The following is a 21411-nucleotide window of genomic DNA, read 5'->3' on the forward strand; positions in this document are numbered from 1 at the left end:
CCGGCCGCCCTCACAGCGCCTTCCACTCGCCGAACGCCCCCGCCACCGCGTCGTACGAGGCGACCCGCGGGTGGCCGTCCGCCCCGAGCACCGCCGCCACCGGCACGCCCTCCGGCCCGGTCGCCAGGGCGGCCGAGCGCAGCACGACCAGGTCGCTCGGGCGCGTCCACGGCACCTGCACCCCGGCCGCGTTCCGGGTCAGGGTGTACAGCGACAGGTCGGTGCCGAGCCGGGCCAGCAGCGCGTCCGTGGCGTGGTCGCCCACCCAGACCGCGGCGACCGGGCCGATCCCGTCGCCGCCACCGACCTGCACCGGCTCCTTCGGCCACTTCCCGGTCGGCCCGGACCGGCGCTGCACCTGCACCAGCGCCGTCCTCGCCTCCCGGTAGACCAGCAGCGGACTGCCCTGGGCGTCCTCCAGCGCGGTCACCCGGCCGCTGGCCACCTGCCCGGTCGGTACCGCGCTGCTGCCGCCCAACGCCCCGCCGGGCGCCTGCTGCGTCCAGGACCGGGTGGAGTGCTTGTCCGGCACGAAGACCCGCACCAGCCCGTCCCGGCCGGTGTACGCGGACGGACCGTCCTGCACGGTGGTGCCGCCCAGCTCCGCCCACTCGCCCCAGCTGCCGTCCGCGCCGCGCACCCGCAGGCTCAGGGACTGCGCGAAGTTGCGCACCAGCACGTGCAGCCGCCCGTCGCCGTCCACCGCGGCCGCCGGCACCCCGATCTCGCGCTGCTCCTGCTGCCCGGCGGCGTCCGGGTTGCCCACCGACTCCCAGGCCCCGAACGACTCGGCGCCGCGCTCGCGGACGGCGTGCACCACGTCCAGCACGGCGTCGCCCGCGGCGCCCTCGGTGCGCCGCAGCCCGACCAGGTGCAGCCGCCCGTCCGGGCCGCGCAGCGCGCTGACCACGGGCAGCATCCAGCCCTCGCCGCGCCCCCCGTCGACGGGCTCCGGGCCGGTCCAGTCCCCGCGCCCGGCGGTCCGCTCGCGCCAGCCCACCACCCGGCCCGCCAGGACCGCGAACGCCGCCAGCCGCCCGTCGGCGTCCCGCACCAGCCAGTCCGTGGTCGGCTCGTGCCGCAGCTTGGTGCTGTAGATGTGGGTGGAGCGCAGCGGGTCGGGGCCGAGCTGGTAGTCGCCGCAGTTCTGCTCCGGGCAGGGCCGGCCGTCGGTGCCCGCGTAGGTGTCGACCAGGTCGGCCTTGGCCGCCACGTCCTGCTCGGACAGGTCGTAGGGCCAGAACCGGTTGGCGTAGCCGCGGTAGTGGTCGACGGCCGGCGCGGCGCCGGTGGCGTCCCGGTACCGGGCGACGGCGCGCAGCGAGAACAGGGCGACCGCGGTGTGGTCGCGGTGGTCGGAGGACTCGATGCCGGGCAGCCCGGGGTCGTGCTCCGGGTCCGGGTCGAGGGTGCGCACCACGTGCGGGCGGTGCCGGACGAGCAGGTCGGACAGGGCGGCGACGACCTGGTCGCGGTTGACCGCCTGCACGTCGCGCACCGGCGAGCCGGGCACCGGCAGGGTGTTCATGGTCTCCGCCGCGCCCGACCACAGCTCCAGCACGCCCCGGTAGGGGTCCTCCTGCTTGCGGATGTTGAGGAAGTAGAGGTGCAGGTCCGGCCGGTCGGGCAGGGTGCAGTGCTCGGCGACCAGCCCGCCGTCCAGCGCGAGGGCCTCCGACGTCCAGGCCGCGTCCGCCGAGCCGGTCGCCATCCGGGCGTACGCCGCCCGGTGGCCGTTGTGCCGGGCCGCGCTGTAGCCCGCGTAGTCGACCGGCGCGGCGGTGCGGCCCGGGTCGTCGGTGTCGACGTTGATGCCGTCGCCCTCGCCGGCCGTGACGATCACGGTGGCCAGCTTGCAGCCGCGCGCGATCGCCTGCTGCATACCGGGGTTGACGAAGTACAGGTCGTCGTCCGGGTGCGCCACTATCTGGAGGAAGGAGAGCCGGGCGGCGTCGGGGAACGGACCGCTCTCCTGCGCCGCGGCGGGAACCGCCGGGGCCCGGCCGCCCTCCTTACGGTGGGTCAACGCCCAACCCGCCCACTCCAGCACGCCCACTGACCCCAGGCCGACGATCGATGCGGCGAGGACCTTGCGGCGGGTGGTGGTGAGGCGGAGAAAATCCATGGGACGGAATCTTAAGCAGTCACCCGAACGGGGTGCCGAGGCGAGGGAGCTGACGGGCGATGAACGAACCGCGGGACGGGGAGCGGACACCCCTGCGCGGGCGGCTGAGCCGGATGCTCGGCGCCCGGCCGGACGGCCGCGGGTCCGGCCCCGGCGCCGGCCCCGGCACCGGCCCCGCGGCCGGATTCGCCGCCGGCCCCGCGGCCGGACCCCACGCACCGGCGCCGGGCGGCGAGCGCCGCCGCCCCGACCCGGGCTCGGTGCTCCAGGTCGTCGCGCACCCCGACGACGACCTCTACTTCATCAACCCGGACGCGGCCCGCTCGGTGGGCAGCGGCGCCGAACTGCTCACCGTGGTGCTGACCGCCGCCGAGGGCGACGGCCGCAACCTCGACACCGGCTACTGGGCGCGCGAGAAGTCCCCGCAGGACCACGCGGGCTACAGCGCGGCCCGGCACAACGGCCTGCGCCGGGCGTACGCGCGGATGGCGGGCGCCGACGCCGCCTCGCCCTGGCACCGGGAGGCGGTGCGGCTCCCCGGCGGGCTGGTCGCCGAGGTCGACACCCTGCTGGCCGCGCAGCACGTGCGGCTGTGCTTCCTGCAGACCGCCCACCAGGTCACCGACGAGCGGCGCACCCCGCGCGGCCTGCGCCAGCTGTGGCTGGGCGAGGTGGAGCGGGTCCGGAGCCTGCCGGTGCCCGGCTCGCCGGTGCGGGAGGTGCAGGAGTTCGACCGCGAGCAGCTGATCGAGGCCCTGGCCGGGCTGATGGCGGACACCGCGCCCACCGTGGTGCGCACCCTCGACCCGGACCCGGAGCACGACGGCGGGAAGTCCGAGCACACCTGCTCCGACCACCACGAGCACGCCGTCGCCGCGCAGTTCACCCTCGCCGCCGTCCAGCGCCACGCCGAGCGCACCGGCGCCGCCCCGGCCGTCGACCACTACCGCGGCTACGCCAACCGCTACTGGGCGTTCAACCTGAGCCGGGCCGCCGCCGCGGAGAAGGCCGACCTGCTGCACACCTACGCCGGCGCCGACGGGGTCCCCGACCCGGGCGGCGACCTCGGGGACTTCCAGCTCGGCACCAACCCGTACCGCTCCACCCACCTGCTCTCCACCGCCCCGCGCCACGCCCCCGGCACCGGGCGGCTGCTGCGCCGCTCCGACGGGACGCTGCTGGCCTGGGCGGTGCTGGCGGGGCAGGCCGTGGTGTGGGAGCAGCACCCCGACGCGGAGCGCTGGACGGGCCCGGCCCGGCTGGAGGGCGGCTGGCTGGTCCCGGCGCTGGCCGCCGCGGCCGGCCCGGACGGCTCCGCGCACCTGGTGGGGCTGCGCCGCCGCGAGCTCCCGGAGGGCCCGGAGCTCGACCTGGTGCACGCCTGCTCGCCGGGCCCCGGTGAACCTTTCGGCCCGTGGGCCTCGCTGGGCAACCCGGACGCCGAGCGCCCCGACGCCAGGACGCGCCGCGAGCCGGGCGTGCCCGCCGCCGCGGTGGACGGCCGCGGCGTGCTGCACGTCTTCGCCCGCGACTACGCGCAGGGCCTGGCCCACCGGACGGCCGGCCCCGACGGCACGTGGGAGTCGCTGGGCGGCGACTACCTGCAGGACTCGCCGGTGGCGCTGACCACCGCGAGCGGCCGGGTGGAGGTGTACGTCCCCGGGAAGCAGACGGTGCGCCGCTGGTTCCAGAAGAGCCCGGGCGCCGGGTTCACCCGGGACTTCTCGCTCACCACCATGCACCCGGCCAGCGGCGGGATCACCGCCGTCGAGGGCGAGCCCGACCGGGTCACCCTCTACCTGCGCCAGCCGGGAACGGCGCAGGTCATGGCCTACCGGCAGCACCCGCGCGGGGCCGGCTGGCCGGACCGGCCGGCCGGGCTGGGCGGCCACGGCGGCACCGGCCCGGTCGCCGCCCTGCCGGTGCCCGGCCGGGGCGCGGGCGACGTGCTGCTGGCGCACCGCAACGAGGCGGGCGCGCTGTCGGTGTCGCTGCCGCCGGGGGAGGGGAAGCCGGGCCGCCCGTCCCCGGAGTGGTTCCGGCTCGGCGGCGAGCTGCTGCACGCGCCGTCCGCGGCGGTGGACCGGCACGGCCGCCGGGTGCTCGCGGTGCTCGGCCCGGACGCCCGGCTGCACCTCTCCCGTCAGCGCGAGGCCGCTCCGGACTCCCCGTTCGGGCCCTGGCAGACGCTGTGATTCCGGCGGGCCCGCCCCGGCCGGTCCCGCGTTCCGGTGAAATCGGGGCAAGCCGTACCTCGTGAGTGGGGGAGGCGTTGCGCACGCTTCTGCGGAACGGCTGCTCACTGTTAGAGTCCGTGGAGTTCGCTACCCCCCTTATCAGGACCGACCCTTCCGCCGACGACGCGCGGGAGGCGCAGGAGGCACCGTGCTCAGTGCGTTCGCGCGGGCGTTCCAGACGCCCGACCTGCGCAAGAAGCTGCTGTTCACGCTGGGCATCATGGTGCTGTTCCGGCTGGGCGCCCACGTTCCGATGCCCGGGATCAACTTCCAGGCCGTCCACGAGTGTGTGAAGCAGCAGAACGAAGGACTGTTCGGGCTGGTCAACCTGTTCAGCGGCAACGCGCTGCTGCAGCTGACCATCTTCGCGCTCGGCATCATGCCGTACATCACGGCGAGCATCATCCTGCAGCTCCTCACCGTGGTCATCCCGCGCCTGGAGGCCCTGAAGAAGGAGGGGCAGGCCGGCACCGCGAAGATCACGCAGTACACCCGCTACCTGACCATCGCCCTCGCCGTGCTGCAGGGCACCGGCATCCTGGCGACCGCGTCCAGCGGCGCGCTGTTCTCCGGCTGCCCGCAGGGCAACAACATCGTGCCGGACCAGTCGGTCTTCCGGATCGCCACCATGGTCATCATCATGACCGCGGGCACCACCGTGATCATGTGGCTGGGCGAGCTCATCACCGACCGCGGCATCGGCAACGGCATGTCGATCCTGATCTTCACCTCGATCGCGGCGGGCTTCCCCGGCTCGATGTGGGCGATCAAGCAGTCCGGCAAGCTGCTCGACGGCTGGGGCGAGTTCGCCTCCGTCATCGCGGTCGGCATCATCGTGGTCTGCCTGGTCATCTTCGTCGAGCAGGCCCAGCGCCGGATCCCGGTGCAGTACGCGAAGCGCATGGTTGGTCGCCGTTCCTTCGGCGGCACCTCGACCTACATCCCGCTGAAGGTCAACCAGGCGGGCGTGATCCCGGTCATCTTCGCCTCCTCGCTGCTGTACATCCCCGCGCTGGTGGTGCAGCTGACCAACTCGCAGGCGGACTGGGCGATCTGGATCAAGAACCACTTCGTCAAGGGCGACCACCCGGTCTACATGGCCACCTACTTCGTGCTGATCGTCTTCTTCGCCTTCTTCTACGTCGCGATCTCCTTCAACCCCGAAGAAGTTGCCGACAACATGAAGAAGTATGGTGGCTTCATCCCGGGCATCCGGGCCGGCCGGCCGACGGCCGAGTACCTGAACTACGTGCTCACCCGCATCACGTGGCCGGGTTCCCTCTACCTGGGTCTCATCGCGTTGATCCCGATGGTCGCCCTGGTCGCCTTCGGGCAGCAGACCAACTTCCCGTTCGGCGGCACCTCCGTGCTCATCGTCGTCGGCGTCGGACTCGAAACTGTTAAGCAGATCGAGAGCCAACTCCAGCAGCGCAATTACGAAGGGTTCCTCCGCTGATGCGAATCGTCCTCGTCGGACCCCCCGGGGCCGGGAAGGGTACTCAGGCGCACGTCCTGGCCAAGACCCTGTCCATTCCCCACATCTCCACCGGTGACCTGTTCCGTGCCAACATCAGCCAGGGCACCCCGCTGGGTGTCGAGGCGAAGTCCTACATGGACGCCGGGCGCCTGGTGCCCGACGAGGTCACCATCGGGATGGCCAAGGACCGCATGCTCCAGCCGGACGCCGCAGGCGGCTTCCTGCTGGACGGCTTCCCGCGCAACCTGGGCCAGGCGGAGGCGCTCGACGCCATCCTGGCCGAGAACGGGATCGCGCTGGACGGCGTGCTGGACCTTGAGGTCCCCGAGGACGAGGTCGTCAAGCGGATCGCCGGTCGCCGGCTGTGCCGCAACGACGGCGCCCACGTGTTCCACGTGGTGTACAACCCGCCGAAGACCGAGGGCGTCTGCGACGAGTGCGGCGGCGAGCTGTACCAGCGCTCGGACGACACCGAGGAGGCCGTGCGGGTCCGGCTGGAGGAGTACCACTCCAAGACGGAGCCGATCATCGGCTACTACCAGGAGCAGGGCCTGCTGGTCACCATCTCCGCCCTCGGCAAGGTGGACGAGGTGACCGAGCGCGCGGTCGCCGCCCTGGAGAAGAACAAGAACGCCTGACGCCACGACGCGTCGCGAGAGACGGCCGGGTCGCCCCGAAGCGGGCGCCCCGGCCGTCTCGTGCGTCGTACGGTGGAGGGCAGTCCCAGATTCAGAACGTGGAAGGCGTTGACCAGATGGTGGAGATCAAGACCCCCGAGCAGATCGCCAAGATGCGGGCGGCCGGGCTGGTCGTCGCCGAGGCGCTGAAGGCCTGCCGCGAGGCGGTCGCCCCGGGGGTGACCACCGGGGAGCTGAACGACGTCGCGGACGCGGTCATCGCCAAGCACGGCGCCACCTCCAACTTCCGCGCCGACCACGGCGGCCTGTGGTTCCCGGGCGTGATCTGCGCCTCGGTGAACGAGGAGGTCGTGCACGGCATCCCCGGCGAGCGGGTGCTCAGGGAGGGCGACCTGATCTCGATCGACTGCGGGGCGATCCTGGACGGCTGGCACGGCGACGCGGCGATCACCGTCGCGGTCGGCGCGACCGCCGCCGAGAACACGATGCTGTCGCGGGTCACCGAGGGCTCGATGTGGGCCGGCATCGCCCAGATGAAGAAGGGCAACCGGCTGGTCGACGTCTCCCGGGCGATCGAGGGCTTCATCCGCCGCCAGCCGCTGCCGCCGAAGGGCAAGTGGGGCATCACCGAGGGCTACGGCGGCCACGGCATCGGCACCGCGATGCACATGGAGCCGCACGTGCTGAACTACGTGGCGGGCCGCGGCAAGGGCATGAAGCTCGTCCCGGGCACCGTGCTGGCGATCGAGCCGATGGTCTCGCTCGGCACCCCGCACACCGAGGTGCTGGCGGACGACTGGACGGTCGTCACCACCGACGGGACGTGGGCCTCGCACTGGGAGCACTCGGTGGCCGTCACCGAGCAGGGCCCGCTGGTGCTGACCGCCTTCGACGGCGGCCGGGCCGAACTCGCCAAGCTGGGCGTCACCGCGGCGCCGGACCCGCTGGGCTGACCCGGCCGGAGTGAGTGCCTTCTCTCAGAGGGGCCCGGGGGTTTGGACCTCCGGGCTCCTTGTCCTATTTTCATCAGCTGACACCTGCAGCTATCCAGGGGAGAGACAGTGCTCAAGGGCTTCCGCGACTTCATGATGCGCGGCAACGTCATCGACATGGCCGTCGGTGTGGTCATCGGTGCCGCGTTCACCGGCGTGGTCACCGGCTTCGTCACCGCCTTCCTCACCCCGGTGCTCGGCGTGGTGGTCGGCGCGGCCGGCGACTTCAGCGCCTACAAGTTCCACGTGGCCGACGTCACCTTCCCGTACGGCCAGTTCCTGAACGTGCTGATCGCGTTCGTGCTGACCGCCGCGGTGCTGTACTTCTGCGTGGTGCTGCCGGTCTCCAAGGCCACCGCCCGCTACCTGCCGAAGAAGCCCGCGGTGCCCAAGCGCCCCTGCCCGGAGTGCCTGACCGACATCCCCGAGGCGGCCCGCCGCTGCGCGGCCTGCACCGCCGTGGTGGAGCCGGTCATCCCCGTCCAGGTCGCCGCGAAGCGCTGATTTCGCTCCGGTGCGGTGCTTGGTTTACGATGGTGCGTCGGCTCTCTCGTAGCGTGTTCCCGCACGCCCTCAGTCCAGGGGCAACCCCGGATCGAGGTGAAGCCTGGTTCGCACGAGCGTTCCGCATACGGTAGCCGGACCCGAAGGGTGGATCTCGCAGTTCATGGCTAAGAAGCAAGGCGCCATTGAGATCGAGGGCACCGTGATCGAGTCTCTTCCGAACGCGATGTTCAAGGTCGAGCTGCAGAACGGTCACAAGGTCCTCGCGCACATCAGCGGCAAGATGCGCATGCACTACATCCGCATCCTCCCGGATGACCGGGTCGTGGTGGAGCTCAGCCCCTACGACCTGACCCGCGGCCGGATCGTCTACCGCTACAAGTAACAACGCCAGATCTAGACCCCGGAGAACCTGAATCATGAAGGTCAAGCCGAGCGTCAAGAAGATCTGCGACAAGTGCAAGGTGATCCGCCGCCACGGCCGGGTCATGGTGATCTGCGACAACCTGCGCCACAAGCAGCGCCAGGGCTGAATCACCCCCCAGCATTTCTCGTAGTACCTTCGCGCGACGCGCACCAACGTCATAAGCGGGCCGCCCGATCCGTCCGGAAGGACGGACTGCCACCCCCGGTCAGAGGCCGGGGCTCCCTGTCGAGAGACAGCGAGTAGGCGGCGCGTCAGACCTCTGAGAAGAACCACAGGAGCCTTGAATGGCACGCCTTTCCGGCGTTGATCTCCCCCGCGAGAAGCGGATCGAGATCGCCCTCACCTACGTCTACGGCATCGGCAAGACCCGCGCCCAGCAGGCGCTCGCCGAGACCGGCGTGAGCGGTGACATCCGCGTCCGTGACATCAGCGAGGACGACCTCGTCAAGCTGCAGAAGTTCGTCGACGCGAACTTCGAGGTCGAGGGTGACCTCCGCCGCCAGGTCGCCGCCGACATCCGCCGCAAGGTCGAGATCGGCTGCTACGAGGGCCTGCGCCACCGCCGCGGCCTGCCCGTCCGCGGCCAGCGCACCCACACCAACGCGCGTACCCGCAAGGGCCCGCGTCGCGCGATCGCCGGCAAGAAGAAGCCGGGCAAGAAGTAGTCCGTCCCGTCACCGGACATCCCTCCGGCCCGCGGGTCAGCGGACCGACCACCTCAGTAGGAGAACAGACTTATGCCCCCCAAGGGTCGTCAGGCTGCCGGCGCGAAGAAGATCCGCCGCAAGGAGAAGAAGAACGTCGCTCACGGGCACGCCCACATCAAGAGCACGTTCAACAACACCATCGTTTCGATCACCGACCCCTCGGGCAACGTGATCTCGTGGGCCTCCGCCGGCCACGTCGGTTTCAAGGGCTCGCGCAAGTCCACCCCGTTCGCCGCGCAGATGGCCGCCGAGGCCGCTGCCCGTCGCGCGCAGGAGCACGGCATGCGCAAGGTCGACGTCTTCGTCAAGGGTCCGGGCTCCGGCCGTGAGACCGCGATCCGCTCGCTCCAGGCCACCGGCCTGGAGGTCGGCTCGATCCAGGACGTCACCCCCACCCCGCACAACGGCTGCCGTCCGCCGAAGCGCCGCCGCGTCTGACGCGACGCCTGGGTTCACCAGGCGGCCGGTGTTTTAAACCTCGTACGGGCTCCCGTTTGTCGCGGGAGCCCGTACGCTTGAGTTCTATCGGCATCAAATAGTGGGTGCCGAAGACAACTGGAGGATCCAGAACATGCTGATCGCTCAGCGTCCTTCGCTGACCGAAGAGGTCGTCGACGAGTTCCGCTCGCGGTTCGTGATCGAGCCGCTCGAGCCGGGCTTCGGCTACACCCTCGGCAACTCGCTCCGCCGCACGCTCCTCTCCTCGATCCCGGGTGCCGCCGTCACCAGCATCCGGATCGACGGCGTCCTGCACGAGTTCACCACCGTGCCGGGCGTCAAGGAGGACGTCACCGACCTCATCCTGAACATCAAGCAGCTGGTCGTCTCCTCGGAGCACGACGAGCCGGTCGTGATGTACCTGCGCAAGCAGGGCCCGGGTGTGGTCACCGCCGCCGACATCGCGCCCCCGGCCGGTGTCGAGGTGCACAACCCCGAGCTGGTCCTCGCCACGCTGAACGGCAAGGGCAAGCTGGAGATGGAGCTGACCGTCGAGCGCGGTCGCGGCTACGTCTCCGCCGTGCAGAACAAGGCCTCGGGCCAGGAGATCGGCCGCATCCCGGTCGACTCCATCTACAGCCCGGTGCTCAAGGTCACCTACAAGGTCGAGGCGACCCGTGTCGAGCAGCGCACCGACTTCGACAAGCTGATCGTCGACGTCGAGACCAAGCCGGCCATGCGTCCGCGCGACGCGATGGCCTCGGCGGGCAAGACCCTGGTCGAGCTGTTCGGCCTGGCCCGCGAGCTGAACGTCGACGCCGAGGGCATCGACATGGGCCCGTCCCCCACGGACGCCGCCCTGGCCGCGGACCTGGCGCTGCCGATCGAGGAGCTGGAACTCACCGTCCGCTCCTACAACTGCCTCAAGCGCGAGGGCATCCACACCGTGGGTGAGCTCGTCGCCCGCTCGGAGGCCGACCTGCTCGACATCCGCAACTTCGGTGCGAAGTCGATCGACGAGGTCAAGGCGAAGCTGGCCGGCATGGGCCTGGCCCTCAAGGACAGCCCGCCCGGGTTCGACCCGACCGCCGCCGCCGACGCCTTCGGCGCCGACGACCTGGACGACCAGGGCTACGCGGAGACCGAGCAGTACTGAGTTTCGACACCGGGGGCAGCCCTTCGCCGGGCCGCCCCCGGTGGCGTGAGAAGTCGTGCGGACGCGGTGTCCGCACGCCCGCTGCGGTACCTGGTACGGCCGTAGTCGGAGATACAAGGAGCTGAACATGCCCCGTCCCACCAAGGGTGCCCGTCTCGGCGGCGGCCCGTCCCACGAGCCGCTGCTGCTGGCCGGCCTGGCCCGCGAGCTGTTCCAGTACGGCCGCATCACCACCACCGAGGCCAAGGCCCGCCGCCTGCGCCCGCTGGCGGAGAAGCTGATCACCAAGGCGAAGAAGGGCGACATCCACAACCGTCGCCTGGTGCGCAAGACCATCACCGACGTGTCGGTGCTGCACACCCTCTTCACCGAGATCGCCCCGCGGTTCGAGAACCGCCCCGGCGGCTACACCCGCATCACCAAGATCGGCAGCCGTCGCGGCGACAACGCCCCGATGGCCGTGATCGAGCTGGTCGAGGGCGAGATCGCCACCAAGGCGACCGTCGCCGAGGCCGAGGCCGCTGCCAAGCGCGCCGTCAAGGAGGCCGAGCAGGCCGCCGAGACCAAGGCCGACGAGGCCGCCGAGACCACCGAGGCCTGAGCCTCCGCGTAGGTCTTCGTCCGGGCCCGTTCTCCCGCTCGTCGGGGGAGCGGGCCCGTTCGCATCTCAGCCACGAGGCATCTCAGCTACGGGACAGGGGAGTTGGAGTGGTGAACGACTGCGCGGAGCTGCCGCCGGTGAAGGACGGCCCGGCGGACGGGCACACCCGGGTCAGGCTGGACCTCGCCTACCACGGCGCGGAGTTCTCCGGCTGGGCCCGGCAGCGCGAACGGCGCACCGTGCAGGGCGAGCTGGAGGACGCGCTGCGGATCGTGCTGCGCAGCGAGGAGAACTTCCCGCTGACCGTCGCGGGCCGCACCGACGCCGGGGTGCACGCCCGCGGCCAGGTCGCGCACGTCGACCTGCCGGACGCGCTGTGGGCCCAGCACGGCGCGAAGCTGCTGCGCCGCCTGGCCGGGCGGCTGCCCGCCGACGTCCGGGTGTACCGGGTCTCCGAGGCCCCGCACGGCTTCGACGCCCGGTTCGCCGCGGTCTGGCGCCGCTACGCGTACCGGGTGGCCGACCACCCGGGCGGGGTCGACCCGCTGCTGCGCGGGCACGTGCTGTGGCACGACCGGCCGCTCGACCTGGAGAAGATGAACGAGGCGGCCCGGCTGCTGGTCGGCGAGCACGACTTCGCGGCGTACTGCAAGAAGCGCGAGGGCGCCACCACCATCCGCACCCTGCTGGAGCTGTACTGGGAGCGGGTGCCGATCGACCCGTACGCGGCCCAGGAGGGTTCGCTGGCGGTGGCCACCGTGCGGGCGGACGCGTTCTGCCACAACATGGTGCGCTCGCTGGTCGGCGCGATGCTGCTGGTCGGCGACGGGCACCGGCCGGTGGAGTTCCCGGGGGAGGTGCTGGCGGGCGGGGTGCGGAACTCGGCGGTCAACGTGATCCGGCCGCACGGCCTGACGCTGGAGGAGGTCGGCTACCCGGCCGACGAGCTGCTCGCCGAGCGCAACCGGGTCTCGCGCCGGCTGCGGACGCTGGGGGAGCCGGCCGCCGGCTGACGCCCCGGCCGGGCCCGGAGCGGGCCCGGCCGGGGGCGGGGTCAGTGCGCGGAGGGGCTCGCGGCGGCCGAGGGCCCCGGGCTCGCCGAGCTGCCGGGGGAGGCCGCGGCCCCGCCCTGCAGCTCCGCCAGCGCCTGCTGGCCGCGGGCCAGCAGGACGGCCTGGGCGTACTCGGCGATGTCGCGGGCGGCCTGCGGCGCGGCGGTGTCGCCGGACGCGACCGGGGTGTTGCCGAGCGGACCGGCCACCGTCAGGTACAGGTAGCGCCCGTACACGGCCTGGTTGGTGACGCAGGTGACGTTCTGGCAGAACGGCTGCTTGGTGGCGGTCAGCGAGAGCACGCTGCCCGCCCCGGCCTCCCGCGAACGGTCGGCGGCGGCCTTGTCCGGCAGGTCGGCGATGGCGACGGTGACGCCGAGGTTGCCGCTGGTGTACGTCGCCCGGTGGATGTGCAGGCACTTGTTGGTCACCAGGATCTGGCCGATGTCCGGGGTGACCGCCTCCTCGCAGTGGCCGAGCTTGGTGTTGCTGGTCACCGTCTTGACGTACGTCCGGCCGTTGAGGGTGATCTGGTCCTGCGGGAAGAACGCGGCGGAGTTGATCGGCGCGGTGTCGTACTTGGTGTTGCTGAGCACGTCGACGGCGGTGGCGGGCAGCGTCTCGCTCGGCGAGGGCGAGGCGGTCACGCTCGGCGTCGGGTCGGCCACCGGGTCCTTGTCGCCCTTGGAGACCAGCACGGTGGCGGTGACGATGCCGCCCACCACGAGCACCGCCAGGACGCCGCCGATGACCAGCTGCATCCGCTTGCGCCGCCGCCGGGCGTTCTCGTTGCCCTCCGCGAGGGCCTGCCAGTCCGGCCCGCTCGGGTTGATCGGGTTGATCGGGGCGACCGGCTGCTGGAACTGCCCGGCCGGGTAGCCGTAGCCGTCCTGCGGCGGGTACCCGTAGCCGGCGCCGCCCTGCGGCTGGTGCTGCTGCGGGTGCGGTTGGCCTGCAGGCGCGTAGGGCTGCTGGTACGGCGCAGCGCCTTGCTGCGGGAACTGCGGGAACTGTTGCGCAGCGGGCTGCTGCGGCGGTTGTTCGCCGGACTCGGGGAGGTTCGCCGACCCATCGCTCATAGGCGCGAATAATAGGGCATCGCCGCCGGGCGGCTGCGGGGTGTGTGCCGTATCGATGCGTAAACGGCTTGGGCCGGGGCGGAACGCTTGGCACAATCCGTAGACATGGGACATGTCGAGATCTCGCACCTTGAGTACTACCTGCCGGACGGGCGGGTGCTGTTCGACGACGCGTCCTTCCGGGTCGGCGAGGGCGCGGCCGTCGCGCTGGTCGGCGCGAACGGCGCCGGCAAGACCACGCTGCTGCGGATGATCGCGGGCGACACGCAGCCGCACGGCGGCTCGGTGACGGTCACCGGCGGGCTGGGCGTGATGCGCCAGTTCGTCGGCACCACCGGCCGGGAGAGCACCGAGGAGGCCCCGGGCGCGCTGCCCGCCGACGCCTCGGTGCGCGACCTGCTGGTCTCCGTCGCCCCGAAGCGGATCGCCGACGCGGCCCGCGCGGTGGACGCCGCGGAGCTCGCGATGATCGCCCAGGACGACGAGAAGTCGCAGATGGCCTACGCCCAGGCGCTGTCCGACTGGTCGGACGCCGGCGGCTACGAGTACGAGGCGGACTGGGACGTCTGCACGGTGGCCGCCCTCGGCGTGCCCTTCGAGCGGGCCCAGTGGCGCGGCCTGAACACGCTCTCCGGCGGCGAGCAGAAGCGGCTGGTGCTGGAGGCGCTGCTGCGCGGCCCGGACGAGGTGCTGCTGCTCGACGAGCCGGACAACTACCTGGACGTGCCGGGCAAGCGCTGGCTGGAGGAGGCCATCCGGGCCACCTCCAAGACGGTGCTGTACATCTCGCACGACCGCGAGCTGCTCTCCCGCACCGCCGAGAAGATCATCGCGGTGGAGTCCGGCGCGACCGGCTCCAGCGTCTGGGTGCACGGCGGCGGCTTCGACACCTTCCACGAGGCCCGCAAGGCCCGCTTCGAGCGCTTCGAGGAGCTGCGCCGCCGCTGGGACGAGGAGCACGCCAAGCTGAAGAAGCTGGTGGTGACCCTCCGCCAGGCGGCCGCGGTCAGCCACGAGATGGCCTCCCGGTACGCCGCCGCGCAGACCAGGCTGAGGAAGTTCGAGGAGGCCGGCCCGCCCGAGGCGCCGCCGCGCGAGCAGTCGATCACCATGCGGCTCAAGGGCGGCCGCACCGGCGTGCGGGCCTTCACCATGCAGGGCCTGGAGCTGTCCGGCCTGATGCAGCCCTTCGACCTGGAGGTCTTCTACGGCGAGCGGGTCGCGGTGCTGGGCTCCAACGGCTCCGGCAAGTCGCACTTCCTGCGCCTGCTGGCCGGGGACGGGTCGGTGCGGCACGGCGGCGAGTGGAAGCTCGGCGCCCGGGTGGTGCCGGGCCACTTCCGGCAGACCCACGCCCACCCGGAGCTGCTCGGCCGCACCGTCCGCTCGATCGTCGAGGAGGAGCACGCGCTCTCCCGCGGCGCGGCGATGTCCGCGCTGCGCCGCTACGAGCTGGACCGGCAGGAGGAGCAGAAGTTCGAGTCGCTGTCCGGCGGGCAGCAGGCCCGGCTGATGATCCTCAAGCTGGAGCTGTCCGGCTCGACGGCGCTGCTGCTGGACGAGCCGACCGACAACCTGGACCTGGAGAGCGCCGAGGCCCTCCAGCAGGGCCTGGAGGCGTTCGACGGCACGGTGCTGTGCGTCACCCACGACCGCTGGTTCGCCCGCAGCTTCGACCGCTTCCTGGTGTTCGGCTCGGACGGCCGGGTCTACGAGGCCCCGGAGCCGGTCTGGGACGAGGCCCGGGTCGTCCGGGACCGCTGAACCGCGGGCCGTCACGCCGGGCCGGTTTGGATTCCGCCCCACCGGCCCGGTAAGGTTGGCGGCTGTTGTGCGTATTGGCTCGCTCTATCTCACGTGAGAGGTCGGTACGCCGGAGACGACAGGCCGAACTCCAGCGGCTGCCCGAATTGCGTCCGGGCGGATCGGTTGGAGGCCCCGGGCCTTGGTGCTCCTGTCAGGACCCACTCACTGAAAAGCGAAGGCTACGACCGTGCGTACGTACAGCCCCAAGCCCGGCGACGTCCAGCGTCAGTGGCACGTCATCGACGCGACCGACGTCGTGCTCGGCCGCCTGGCCTCCCAGGCCGCCAACCTCCTGCGGGGCAAGCACAAGGCGATCTACGCGCCGCACGTTGACACTGGTGACTTCGTCATCATCATCAACGCCGACAAGGTGCACCTCTCGGGCAACAAGAAGACCCAGAAGCTGGCCTACCGCCACAGCGGCTTCCCGGGCGGTCTCCGCTCGGTCCGCTACGACGACCTGCTCGCGAACAACCCGGAGAAGGCCGTCGAGAAGGCCATCAAGGGCATGGTTCCGAAGAACAGCCTGGGCCGTCAGATGCTCTCGAAGCTGAAGGTCTACTCGGGCGACCAGCACCCGCACGCTGCGCAGCAGCCGGTGCCGTTCGAGATCACCCAGGTCGCGCAGTAATTCCGGCCACCCACACCCCAACTGACGTAGAAGAGCTGAGGAACACCGTGGCCGAGACTGCCATCGAGAGCACCCTCGAGGTCGAGTTCGACGACGAGAACGTCGACGAGTACACCACCGAGACCGAGTACACCACCGAGTCGCTGGCCGGCCGCTTCGGCGAGGCCGTTCCCGGCGCCGGCCTCGGCCGCCGCAAGGAGGCGATCGCCCGCGTGCGCATCGTCCCCGGCACCGGCCAGTGGAAGATCAACGGTCGCACCCTGGAGAACTACTTCCCCAACAAGGTGCACCAGCAGACCGTGAACGAGCCCTTCAAGCTCCTGGAGCTGGACGGCCGTTACGACGTCATCGCCCGCATCGCCGGCGGCGGCGTCTCCGGCCAGGCCTACGCGCTGCGCCTCGGCGTCGCCCGTGCGCTGAACGAGGCGGACGTGGACAACAACCGCGGCCCGCTCAAGAAGGCCGGCTTCCTGACCCGCGACTCGCGCGCCGTCGAGCGCAAGAAGGCCGGTCTCAAGAAGGCCCGCAAGGCGCCGCAGTACAGCAAGCGCTAATCGCACCCTTCATGCGATCCTCGCCCCGGAGCACTCTGTGCTCCGGGGCGTTGTGCCTCCCGGACCGGTGCGGAGTCCGCGGGGCGGCACCACCCGAGCCCACCACCGGCGCGACAGGACGGACGAACGCGAACATGGCACGACTCTTCGGTACGGACGGGGTGCGCGGGGTGGCCAACGAGGGCCTGACCGCCGAACTGGCGCTCGGCCTCTCGGTGGCCGCCGCGCATGTGCTCGGGGACGCCAACGCGTTCGAGGGGCACCGGCCGGTGGCCGTGGTCGGCCGCGACCCCCGGGCGTCCGGAGAGTTCCTGGAGGCCGCGGTGATCGCCGGCCTGGCCAGCGCCGGGGTGGACGTGCTGCGGGTCGGCGTGCTGCCCACCCCCGCGGTGGCGTACCTGACCGGCGCGCTGGGCGCCGACTTCGGCGTGATGCTCTCCGCCAGCCACAACGCGATGCCCGACAACGGCATCAAGTTCCTCGCCCGCGGCGGCCACAAGCTGGACGACGCGCTGGAGGACGCCATCGAGGCGCACCACCGCCGCTACGGCGCCGGCGAGGAGACCTGGAAGCGCCCCACCGGCGCGGCGGTCGGCCGGGTCCGCCAGTACAACGAGGGCTTCGACCGGTACGTGGCGCACCTGGTCGCGGTGCTGCCGAACCGGCTCGACGGGGTGCGGGTCGTCATCGACGGCGCGCACGGCGCGGCCGCCCGGGTCGCCCCGGAGGCGTTCGCCCGGGCCGGGGCCGAGGTGGTGTTCACCCTGGGCACCGAGCCGACCGGCCTGAACATCAACGACGGCGTCGGCTCCACCCACCTGGACAAGCTGCGCGCCGCGATGAAGGAGCACCGCGCCGACCTGGGCATCGCCCTGGACGGCGACGCCGACCGCTGCCTGGCCGCCGACGCGGACGGCAACGAGGTCGACGGCGACCAGATCATCGCGATCCTGGCGGTCGCCATGAAGGAGGCCGGCACGCTGCGCCGCAACACCGCCGTCGCCACCGTGATGTCGAACCTGGGCTTCACCCTGGCGATGGAGCGCGAGGGCGTCGAACTGGTGCGGACCGCGGTCGGCGACCGGTACGTGCTGGAGGAGATGAAGCAGCACGGCTACGCGCTGGGCGGCGAGCAGTCCGGCCACGTCATCCTGCTGGACCACGCCACCACCGGCGACGGCACCCTGACCGGCCTGATGCTGGGCGCCCGGCTGGCCGCGACCAAGCAGCCGCTGGCGGACCTGGCCGCGGTGATGACCCGGCTGCCGCAGGTCATGATCAACGTCAAGGGCGTGGACAAGAACCGGGTGGAGTCCTGCGCCGAGCTGCAGGCCGCGGTCGCCGCGGCGGAGGCCGAGCTCGGCACCACCGGCCGGGTGCTGCTGCGCAAGTCCGGCACCGAGCCGCTGGTGCGGGTGATGGTCGAGGCGGTCGGCCACGAGCAGGCGCAGGACGTCTGCCAGCGGCTCGCCGACGCGGTGCGGCTGCACCTGGGCTGAGTCCGCCCCGGGGGGGAGGGGCCCGCCCTCCCCCCGACGCGGGCTCAGAGCTTGCGCAGCAGCGCCCGGCGGACCTTGTGGTCCTGGCCCTTCTGCAGCACCAGGGTGGCCCGGCCGCGGGTCGGCAGCACGTTCTCCAGCAGGTTGGGGCGGTTGATGGTCCGCCAGACCTGGCGGCCGTAGTCCATCGCCTCCTCCTCGGGCACCTCGGTGAAGCGCCGGAAGTAGGAGTTCGGGTCCTGGAAGGCGGTCTGCCGCAGCTTGCGGAACCGGTCCAGGTACCAGGCCTCGATGTCGTCGGTGCGGGCGTCGACGTAGATGGAGAAGTCGAAGTAGTCGGCGACCGCCATCCTGGTCCGGCCGTCGGTGCCGGGCAGGGCGGGCTGCAGCACGTTCAGGCCCTCGACGATCAGGATGTCGGGGCGCTCCACCACCAGCCGCTCGTCCGGCACGATGTCGTACACCAGGTGCGAGTACACCGGCGCGGTGACCCGGTCCTTGCCCGCCTTCACGTCCGCGACGAAGCGCATCAGCGCCCGCCGGTCGTACGACTCGGGGAAGCCCTTGCGGGCCATCAGGCCGCGGCGGCGCAGCTCCGCGTTGGGCAGCAGGAAGCCGTCGGTGGTGACCAGCTCGACCCGCGGGTGCTCGGGCCAGCGGGCCAGCAGCGCCTGCAGCAGGCGGGCGGTGGTGGACTTGCCGACCGCGACGGACCCGGCCACGCCGATGATGAACGGCGTGCGGACCCGCTCGGTGTCGGGCGTGTCGAGGAAGCTCCCGATCGCGCCGCGCAGCTCGTGGGTGGCGTGCACGTACAGGTTCAGCAGGCGCGACAGCGGCAGGTAGACGTCCCGGACCTCGTCGAGGTCCAGGGCGGTGCCGAGGCCGCGCAGGCGCTCGACCTCCTCGGCGGTCAGCGGCAGCGGGGTGCGCTCGCGCAGCGCGCTCCACTCGGCGCGGTCCAGATCCACGTACGGGGAAGGGGTGGGCGCGGGGGGCGCACCCTTCGTACAGAGTTCGGTCAGCACGGTGTCCATTGTGGGCCGTCCGCCGGGTACCGGGGGCTGTGGTGTCGGTCACCCGGTGTGGTCATCCGACCGCTCGGGGGTCGAACGTCCGCACATATGCTGGCGCACATGTGCGGAATTGTTGGATATACCGGGCCCCAGGAGGCCCTCGACGTGGTCATCGCCGGGCTGCGGCGGCTGGAGTACCGGGGCTACGACTCGGCCGGCGTCGCGGTCCAGACCCGGGGAGCCGACGGGCAGTGGCTCCTCGCCACCGACAAACGGGCCGGGAAGCTCGTCAACCTGGAGAAGTCGCTGGCCGAAACCCCCCTCGCGGCCGGCACCACGGGCATCGGGCACACCCGGTGGGCCACCCACGGCGGCCCCACCGACGCCAACGCCCACCCCCACCTGGACGACCACCGCAAGGTCGCGGTCGTCCACAACGGCATCATCGAGAACTTCGCCAAGCTGCGCGCCGACCTCGCCGACCGGGGCCACACCCTCCGCTCCGAGACCGACACCGAGGTCGTCGCCCACCTGCTCGCCGAGGCCTACGACGGCGACCTGGCCGGGGCCATGCGCGCCGTCTGCCGCCGGCTCGACGGCGCCTTCACCCTCGTCGCGGTGCACGCCGACGCCCCCGGCACGGTGGTCGGCGCCCGCCGCAACTCCCCGCTGGTGGTCGGCGTCGGCGACGGCGAGAACTTCCTCGCCTCCGACGTCGCCGCGTTCATCGCGCACACCCGCGAGGCGATCGAGCTCGGCCAGGACCAGGTCGTCGAACTGCGCCCCGACGGCGTGACCGTCACGAACTTCGACGGCACGCCCGCCGAGGTCCGCGAGTACCACGTCGACTGGGACGCCTCCGCCGCCGAGAAGGGCGGCTACGACTACTTCATGCTCAAGGAGATCGCCGAGCAGCCGAAGGCCGTCGCCGACACCCTCCTCGGCCGGATCGGCACCGACGGCCGCCTCACCCTCGACGAGCTGCGCATCCCCGACCAGGTGCTGCGCGAGGTCGACAAGGTGGTGATCGTCGCCTGCGGCACCGCCTTCCACGCCGGGATGATCGCCAAGTACGCGATCGAGCACTGGACCCGGATCCCCTGCGAGGTCGAGGTCGCCAGCGAGTTCCGCTACCGCGACCCGATCCTGGACGACCGCACCCTGGTCGTCGCCATCTCGCAGTCCGGCGAGACCATGGACACCCTGATGGCGCTGCGGCACGCCCGCGAGCAGGGCGCGAAGGTGCTGGCGATCTGCAACACCAACGGGTCGACCATCCCGCGCGAGTCCGACGCCGTCCTCTACACCCACGCCGGGCCCGAGGTCGCGGTCGCCTCCACCAAGGCGTTCCTCACCCAGCTGGTCGCCTGCTACCTGGTCGCCCTCTACCTGGGCCAGGTCCGCGGCACCAAGTGGGGCGACGAGATCACCTCCGTCATCCGCGAGCTCGGCGACGCCCCCCGCCAGGTCGAGCAGGTGCTCGGCACCATGGAGCCCGTCCGCGCCCTGGCCCGCTCGCTGGCCGACGCCCGCTCGGTGCTCTTCCTCGGCCGGCACGTCGGCTACCCCGTCGCCCTCGAAGGCGCGCTCAAGCTCAAGGAGCTCGCCTACATGCACGCCGAGGGCTTCGCCGCCGGCGAGCTCAAGCACGGCCCGATCGCCCTGATCGAGGAGGGCCTGCCGGTGGTCGTCGTGGTGCCCTCGCCGCGCGGCCGCTCGATCCTGCACGACAAGATCGTCTCCAACATCCAGGAGATCAGGGCCCGCGGCGCCCGGACCATCGTGATCGCCGAGGAGGGCGACGAGGCCGTCGTCCCCTACGCCGACCACCTGATCCGGATCCCCGCCACCCCCACCCTGCTCCAGCCCCTGGTCTCTACCGTCCCGCTCCAGGTCTTCGCCTGCGAGCTGGCCACCGCCAAGGGCCACGAGGTCGACCAGCCGCGCAACCTCGCCAAGTCCGTCACGGTCGAGTAGCCCGCGTATCGTCCATCCCCGGGGCGGGCCTTCCGCCCCGGGGACGGACGAGGGAGTACGAGGGTGATCATCGGGGTCGGCATCGACGTGGCGGACATCGGACGGTTCGAGCAGTCCTTGGAACGCACCCCCGGGCTCGCCGAACGCCTCTTCACCCCCGCCGAACTCACCCTCCCCTCCGGCCAGCGCCGCGGCACCGCCTCCCTCGCGGCCCGCTTCGCCGCGAAGGAGGCCGTCGCCAAGGCCCTCGGCGCCCCGCCCGGCCTGCGCTGGGAGGACGCCGAAGTCCGCGTCGAGGACTCCGGCCGCCCCGTCCTCCGCATCACCGGCACCGTCGAAGCCCGCGCCGCCGCGCTCGGCGTCACCTCCTGGCACCTCTCCCTCAGCCACGACGCGGGCGTCGCCTCGGCGGTGGTCGTCGCGGAGGGGTAGTGCAATCAGGGGCCCGGGGAACGGCGGGTCCGTGCTGCTGCCGGTCGGAGCCCATCGAAGGTC

Annotated in this window: 21 protein-coding genes; 18 read left to right on the top strand and 3 right to left on the bottom strand. The window is 71.9% G+C overall.

Features of this window, described 5'->3' with window-relative positions:
• Positions 1–10: 10 nt before the first annotated feature.
• A complete protein-coding gene (locus OO57_RS04475) occupies positions 11–2125 on the bottom strand; it encodes a PIG-L family deacetylase (protein ID WP_081973446.1) in 2115 nt (704 codons plus the stop codon).
• 59 nt (positions 2126–2184) lie between these two features.
• On the opposite strand from OO57_RS04475, the gene OO57_RS04480 reads away from it, so the two are divergent.
• The 12 genes from OO57_RS04480 (at position 2185) to truA (ending at position 12315) form a co-directional block, all read left to right on the top strand.
• Entirely contained in the window at positions 2185–4320 is a 2136-nt protein-coding gene (locus OO57_RS04480) for a PIG-L family deacetylase (RefSeq protein WP_051776551.1), read from the top strand.
• A gap of 190 nt (positions 4321–4510) precedes the next feature.
• Positions 4511–5818, top strand: coding sequence for a preprotein translocase subunit SecY (gene secY, locus OO57_RS04485; protein WP_033250914.1), 1308 nt, complete (start codon positions 4511–4513; stop codon positions 5816–5818).
• Positions 5818–6477 carry an adenylate kinase gene (locus OO57_RS04490; RefSeq protein WP_033250915.1) on the top strand — a complete coding sequence of 220 codons (660 nt, stop codon included), beginning with the start codon at positions 5818–5820 and terminating at the stop codon, positions 6475–6477. The genes secY and OO57_RS04490 overlap by 1 nt, the downstream gene beginning before the upstream one ends.
• A gap of 116 nt (positions 6478–6593) precedes the next feature.
• Positions 6594–7430, top strand: a complete 837-nt coding sequence (gene map / locus OO57_RS04495) for a type I methionyl aminopeptidase (protein WP_033250916.1) — start codon at positions 6594–6596, stop codon at positions 7428–7430.
• Between the two features lie 108 nt (positions 7431–7538).
• Positions 7539–7973, top strand: coding sequence for a large conductance mechanosensitive channel protein MscL (gene mscL / locus OO57_RS04500; RefSeq protein WP_033250917.1), 435 nt, complete (start codon positions 7539–7541; stop codon positions 7971–7973).
• 163 nt (positions 7974–8136) lie between these two features.
• Positions 8137–8358, top strand: coding sequence for a translation initiation factor IF-1 (gene infA, locus OO57_RS04505; protein WP_003956442.1), 222 nt, complete (start codon positions 8137–8139; stop codon positions 8356–8358).
• Between the two features lie 34 nt (positions 8359–8392).
• Positions 8393–8506 (top strand): 50S ribosomal protein L36, encoded by a 114-nt coding sequence (rpmJ, locus tag OO57_RS04510; protein ID WP_003956441.1) that lies wholly within the window; start codon positions 8393–8395, stop codon positions 8504–8506.
• A gap of 178 nt (positions 8507–8684) precedes the next feature.
• Positions 8685–9065 carry a 30S ribosomal protein S13 gene (rpsM, locus tag OO57_RS04515; protein WP_033250918.1) on the top strand — a complete coding sequence of 127 codons (381 nt, stop codon included), beginning with the start codon at positions 8685–8687 and terminating at the stop codon, positions 9063–9065.
• A gap of 72 nt (positions 9066–9137) precedes the next feature.
• Entirely contained in the window at positions 9138–9545 is a 408-nt protein-coding gene (rpsK, locus tag OO57_RS04520) for a 30S ribosomal protein S11 (protein WP_014136257.1), read from the top strand.
• A gap of 133 nt (positions 9546–9678) precedes the next feature.
• Positions 9679–10701, top strand: a complete 1023-nt coding sequence (locus OO57_RS04525) for a DNA-directed RNA polymerase subunit alpha (protein WP_030457404.1) — start codon at positions 9679–9681, stop codon at positions 10699–10701.
• A gap of 127 nt (positions 10702–10828) precedes the next feature.
• Positions 10829–11302 (top strand): 50S ribosomal protein L17, encoded by a 474-nt coding sequence (rplQ, locus tag OO57_RS04530; protein WP_033250919.1) that lies wholly within the window; start codon positions 10829–10831, stop codon positions 11300–11302.
• 107 nt (positions 11303–11409) lie between these two features.
• On the top strand, positions 11410–12315 hold the full coding sequence (truA, locus tag OO57_RS04535) for a tRNA pseudouridine(38-40) synthase TruA (protein WP_199811193.1): 906 nt from the start codon (positions 11410–11412) through the stop codon (positions 12313–12315).
• A gap of 41 nt (positions 12316–12356) precedes the next feature.
• Here truA and OO57_RS04540 read toward each other — a convergent pair whose 3' ends face one another.
• Positions 12357–13433, bottom strand: a complete 1077-nt coding sequence (locus OO57_RS04540; protein ID WP_033250920.1) for a hypothetical protein — start codon at positions 13431–13433, stop codon at positions 12357–12359.
• 105 nt (positions 13434–13538) lie between these two features.
• Between OO57_RS04540 and OO57_RS04545 the strand changes: the two genes are divergently transcribed.
• From OO57_RS04545 to glmM, 4 genes are all read left to right on the top strand, one after another.
• Complete coding sequence (locus OO57_RS04545; RefSeq protein ID WP_033250921.1) at positions 13539–15197, top strand: ABC-F family ATP-binding cassette domain-containing protein; 1659 nt, start codon at positions 13539–13541, stop codon at positions 15195–15197.
• Positions 15198–15426: 229 nt separating this feature from the next.
• Positions 15427–15870, top strand: coding sequence for a 50S ribosomal protein L13 (rplM, locus tag OO57_RS04550; protein WP_014136251.1), 444 nt, complete (start codon positions 15427–15429; stop codon positions 15868–15870).
• Positions 15871–15917: 47 nt separating this feature from the next.
• Positions 15918–16424, top strand: coding sequence for a 30S ribosomal protein S9 (gene rpsI, locus OO57_RS04555; RefSeq protein ID WP_033250922.1), 507 nt, complete (start codon positions 15918–15920; stop codon positions 16422–16424).
• Positions 16425–16558: 134 nt separating this feature from the next.
• The gene (glmM, locus tag OO57_RS04560) at positions 16559–17923 is read left to right on the top strand and encodes a phosphoglucosamine mutase (protein ID WP_033250923.1); all 1365 of its coding nucleotides are present in this window, start codon (positions 16559–16561) and stop codon (positions 17921–17923) included.
• A 44-nt stretch (positions 17924–17967) separates the two neighbouring features.
• Here glmM and coaA read toward each other — a convergent pair whose 3' ends face one another.
• Positions 17968–18960 (bottom strand): type I pantothenate kinase, encoded by a 993-nt coding sequence (gene coaA, locus OO57_RS04565; protein ID WP_033250924.1) that lies wholly within the window; start codon positions 18958–18960, stop codon positions 17968–17970.
• 99 nt (positions 18961–19059) lie between these two features.
• Here coaA and glmS point away from each other — a divergent pair, with 99 nt between their 5' ends.
• Together glmS and OO57_RS04575 are read left to right on the top strand one after the other, a co-directional pair.
• Positions 19060–20916, top strand: a complete 1857-nt coding sequence (gene glmS / locus OO57_RS04570) for a glutamine--fructose-6-phosphate transaminase (isomerizing) (protein ID WP_033250966.1) — start codon at positions 19060–19062, stop codon at positions 20914–20916.
• Positions 20917–20979: 63 nt separating this feature from the next.
• Positions 20980–21348, top strand: a complete 369-nt coding sequence (locus OO57_RS04575; protein WP_033250925.1) for a holo-ACP synthase — start codon at positions 20980–20982, stop codon at positions 21346–21348.
• The last annotated feature ends 63 nt before the right edge of the window (positions 21349–21411 follow it).

It is taken from the genome of Kitasatospora phosalacinea (assembly GCF_000717185.1).
Taxonomy (GTDB): Bacteria; Actinomycetota; Actinomycetes; order Streptomycetales; family Streptomycetaceae; genus Kitasatospora; species Kitasatospora phosalacinea_A.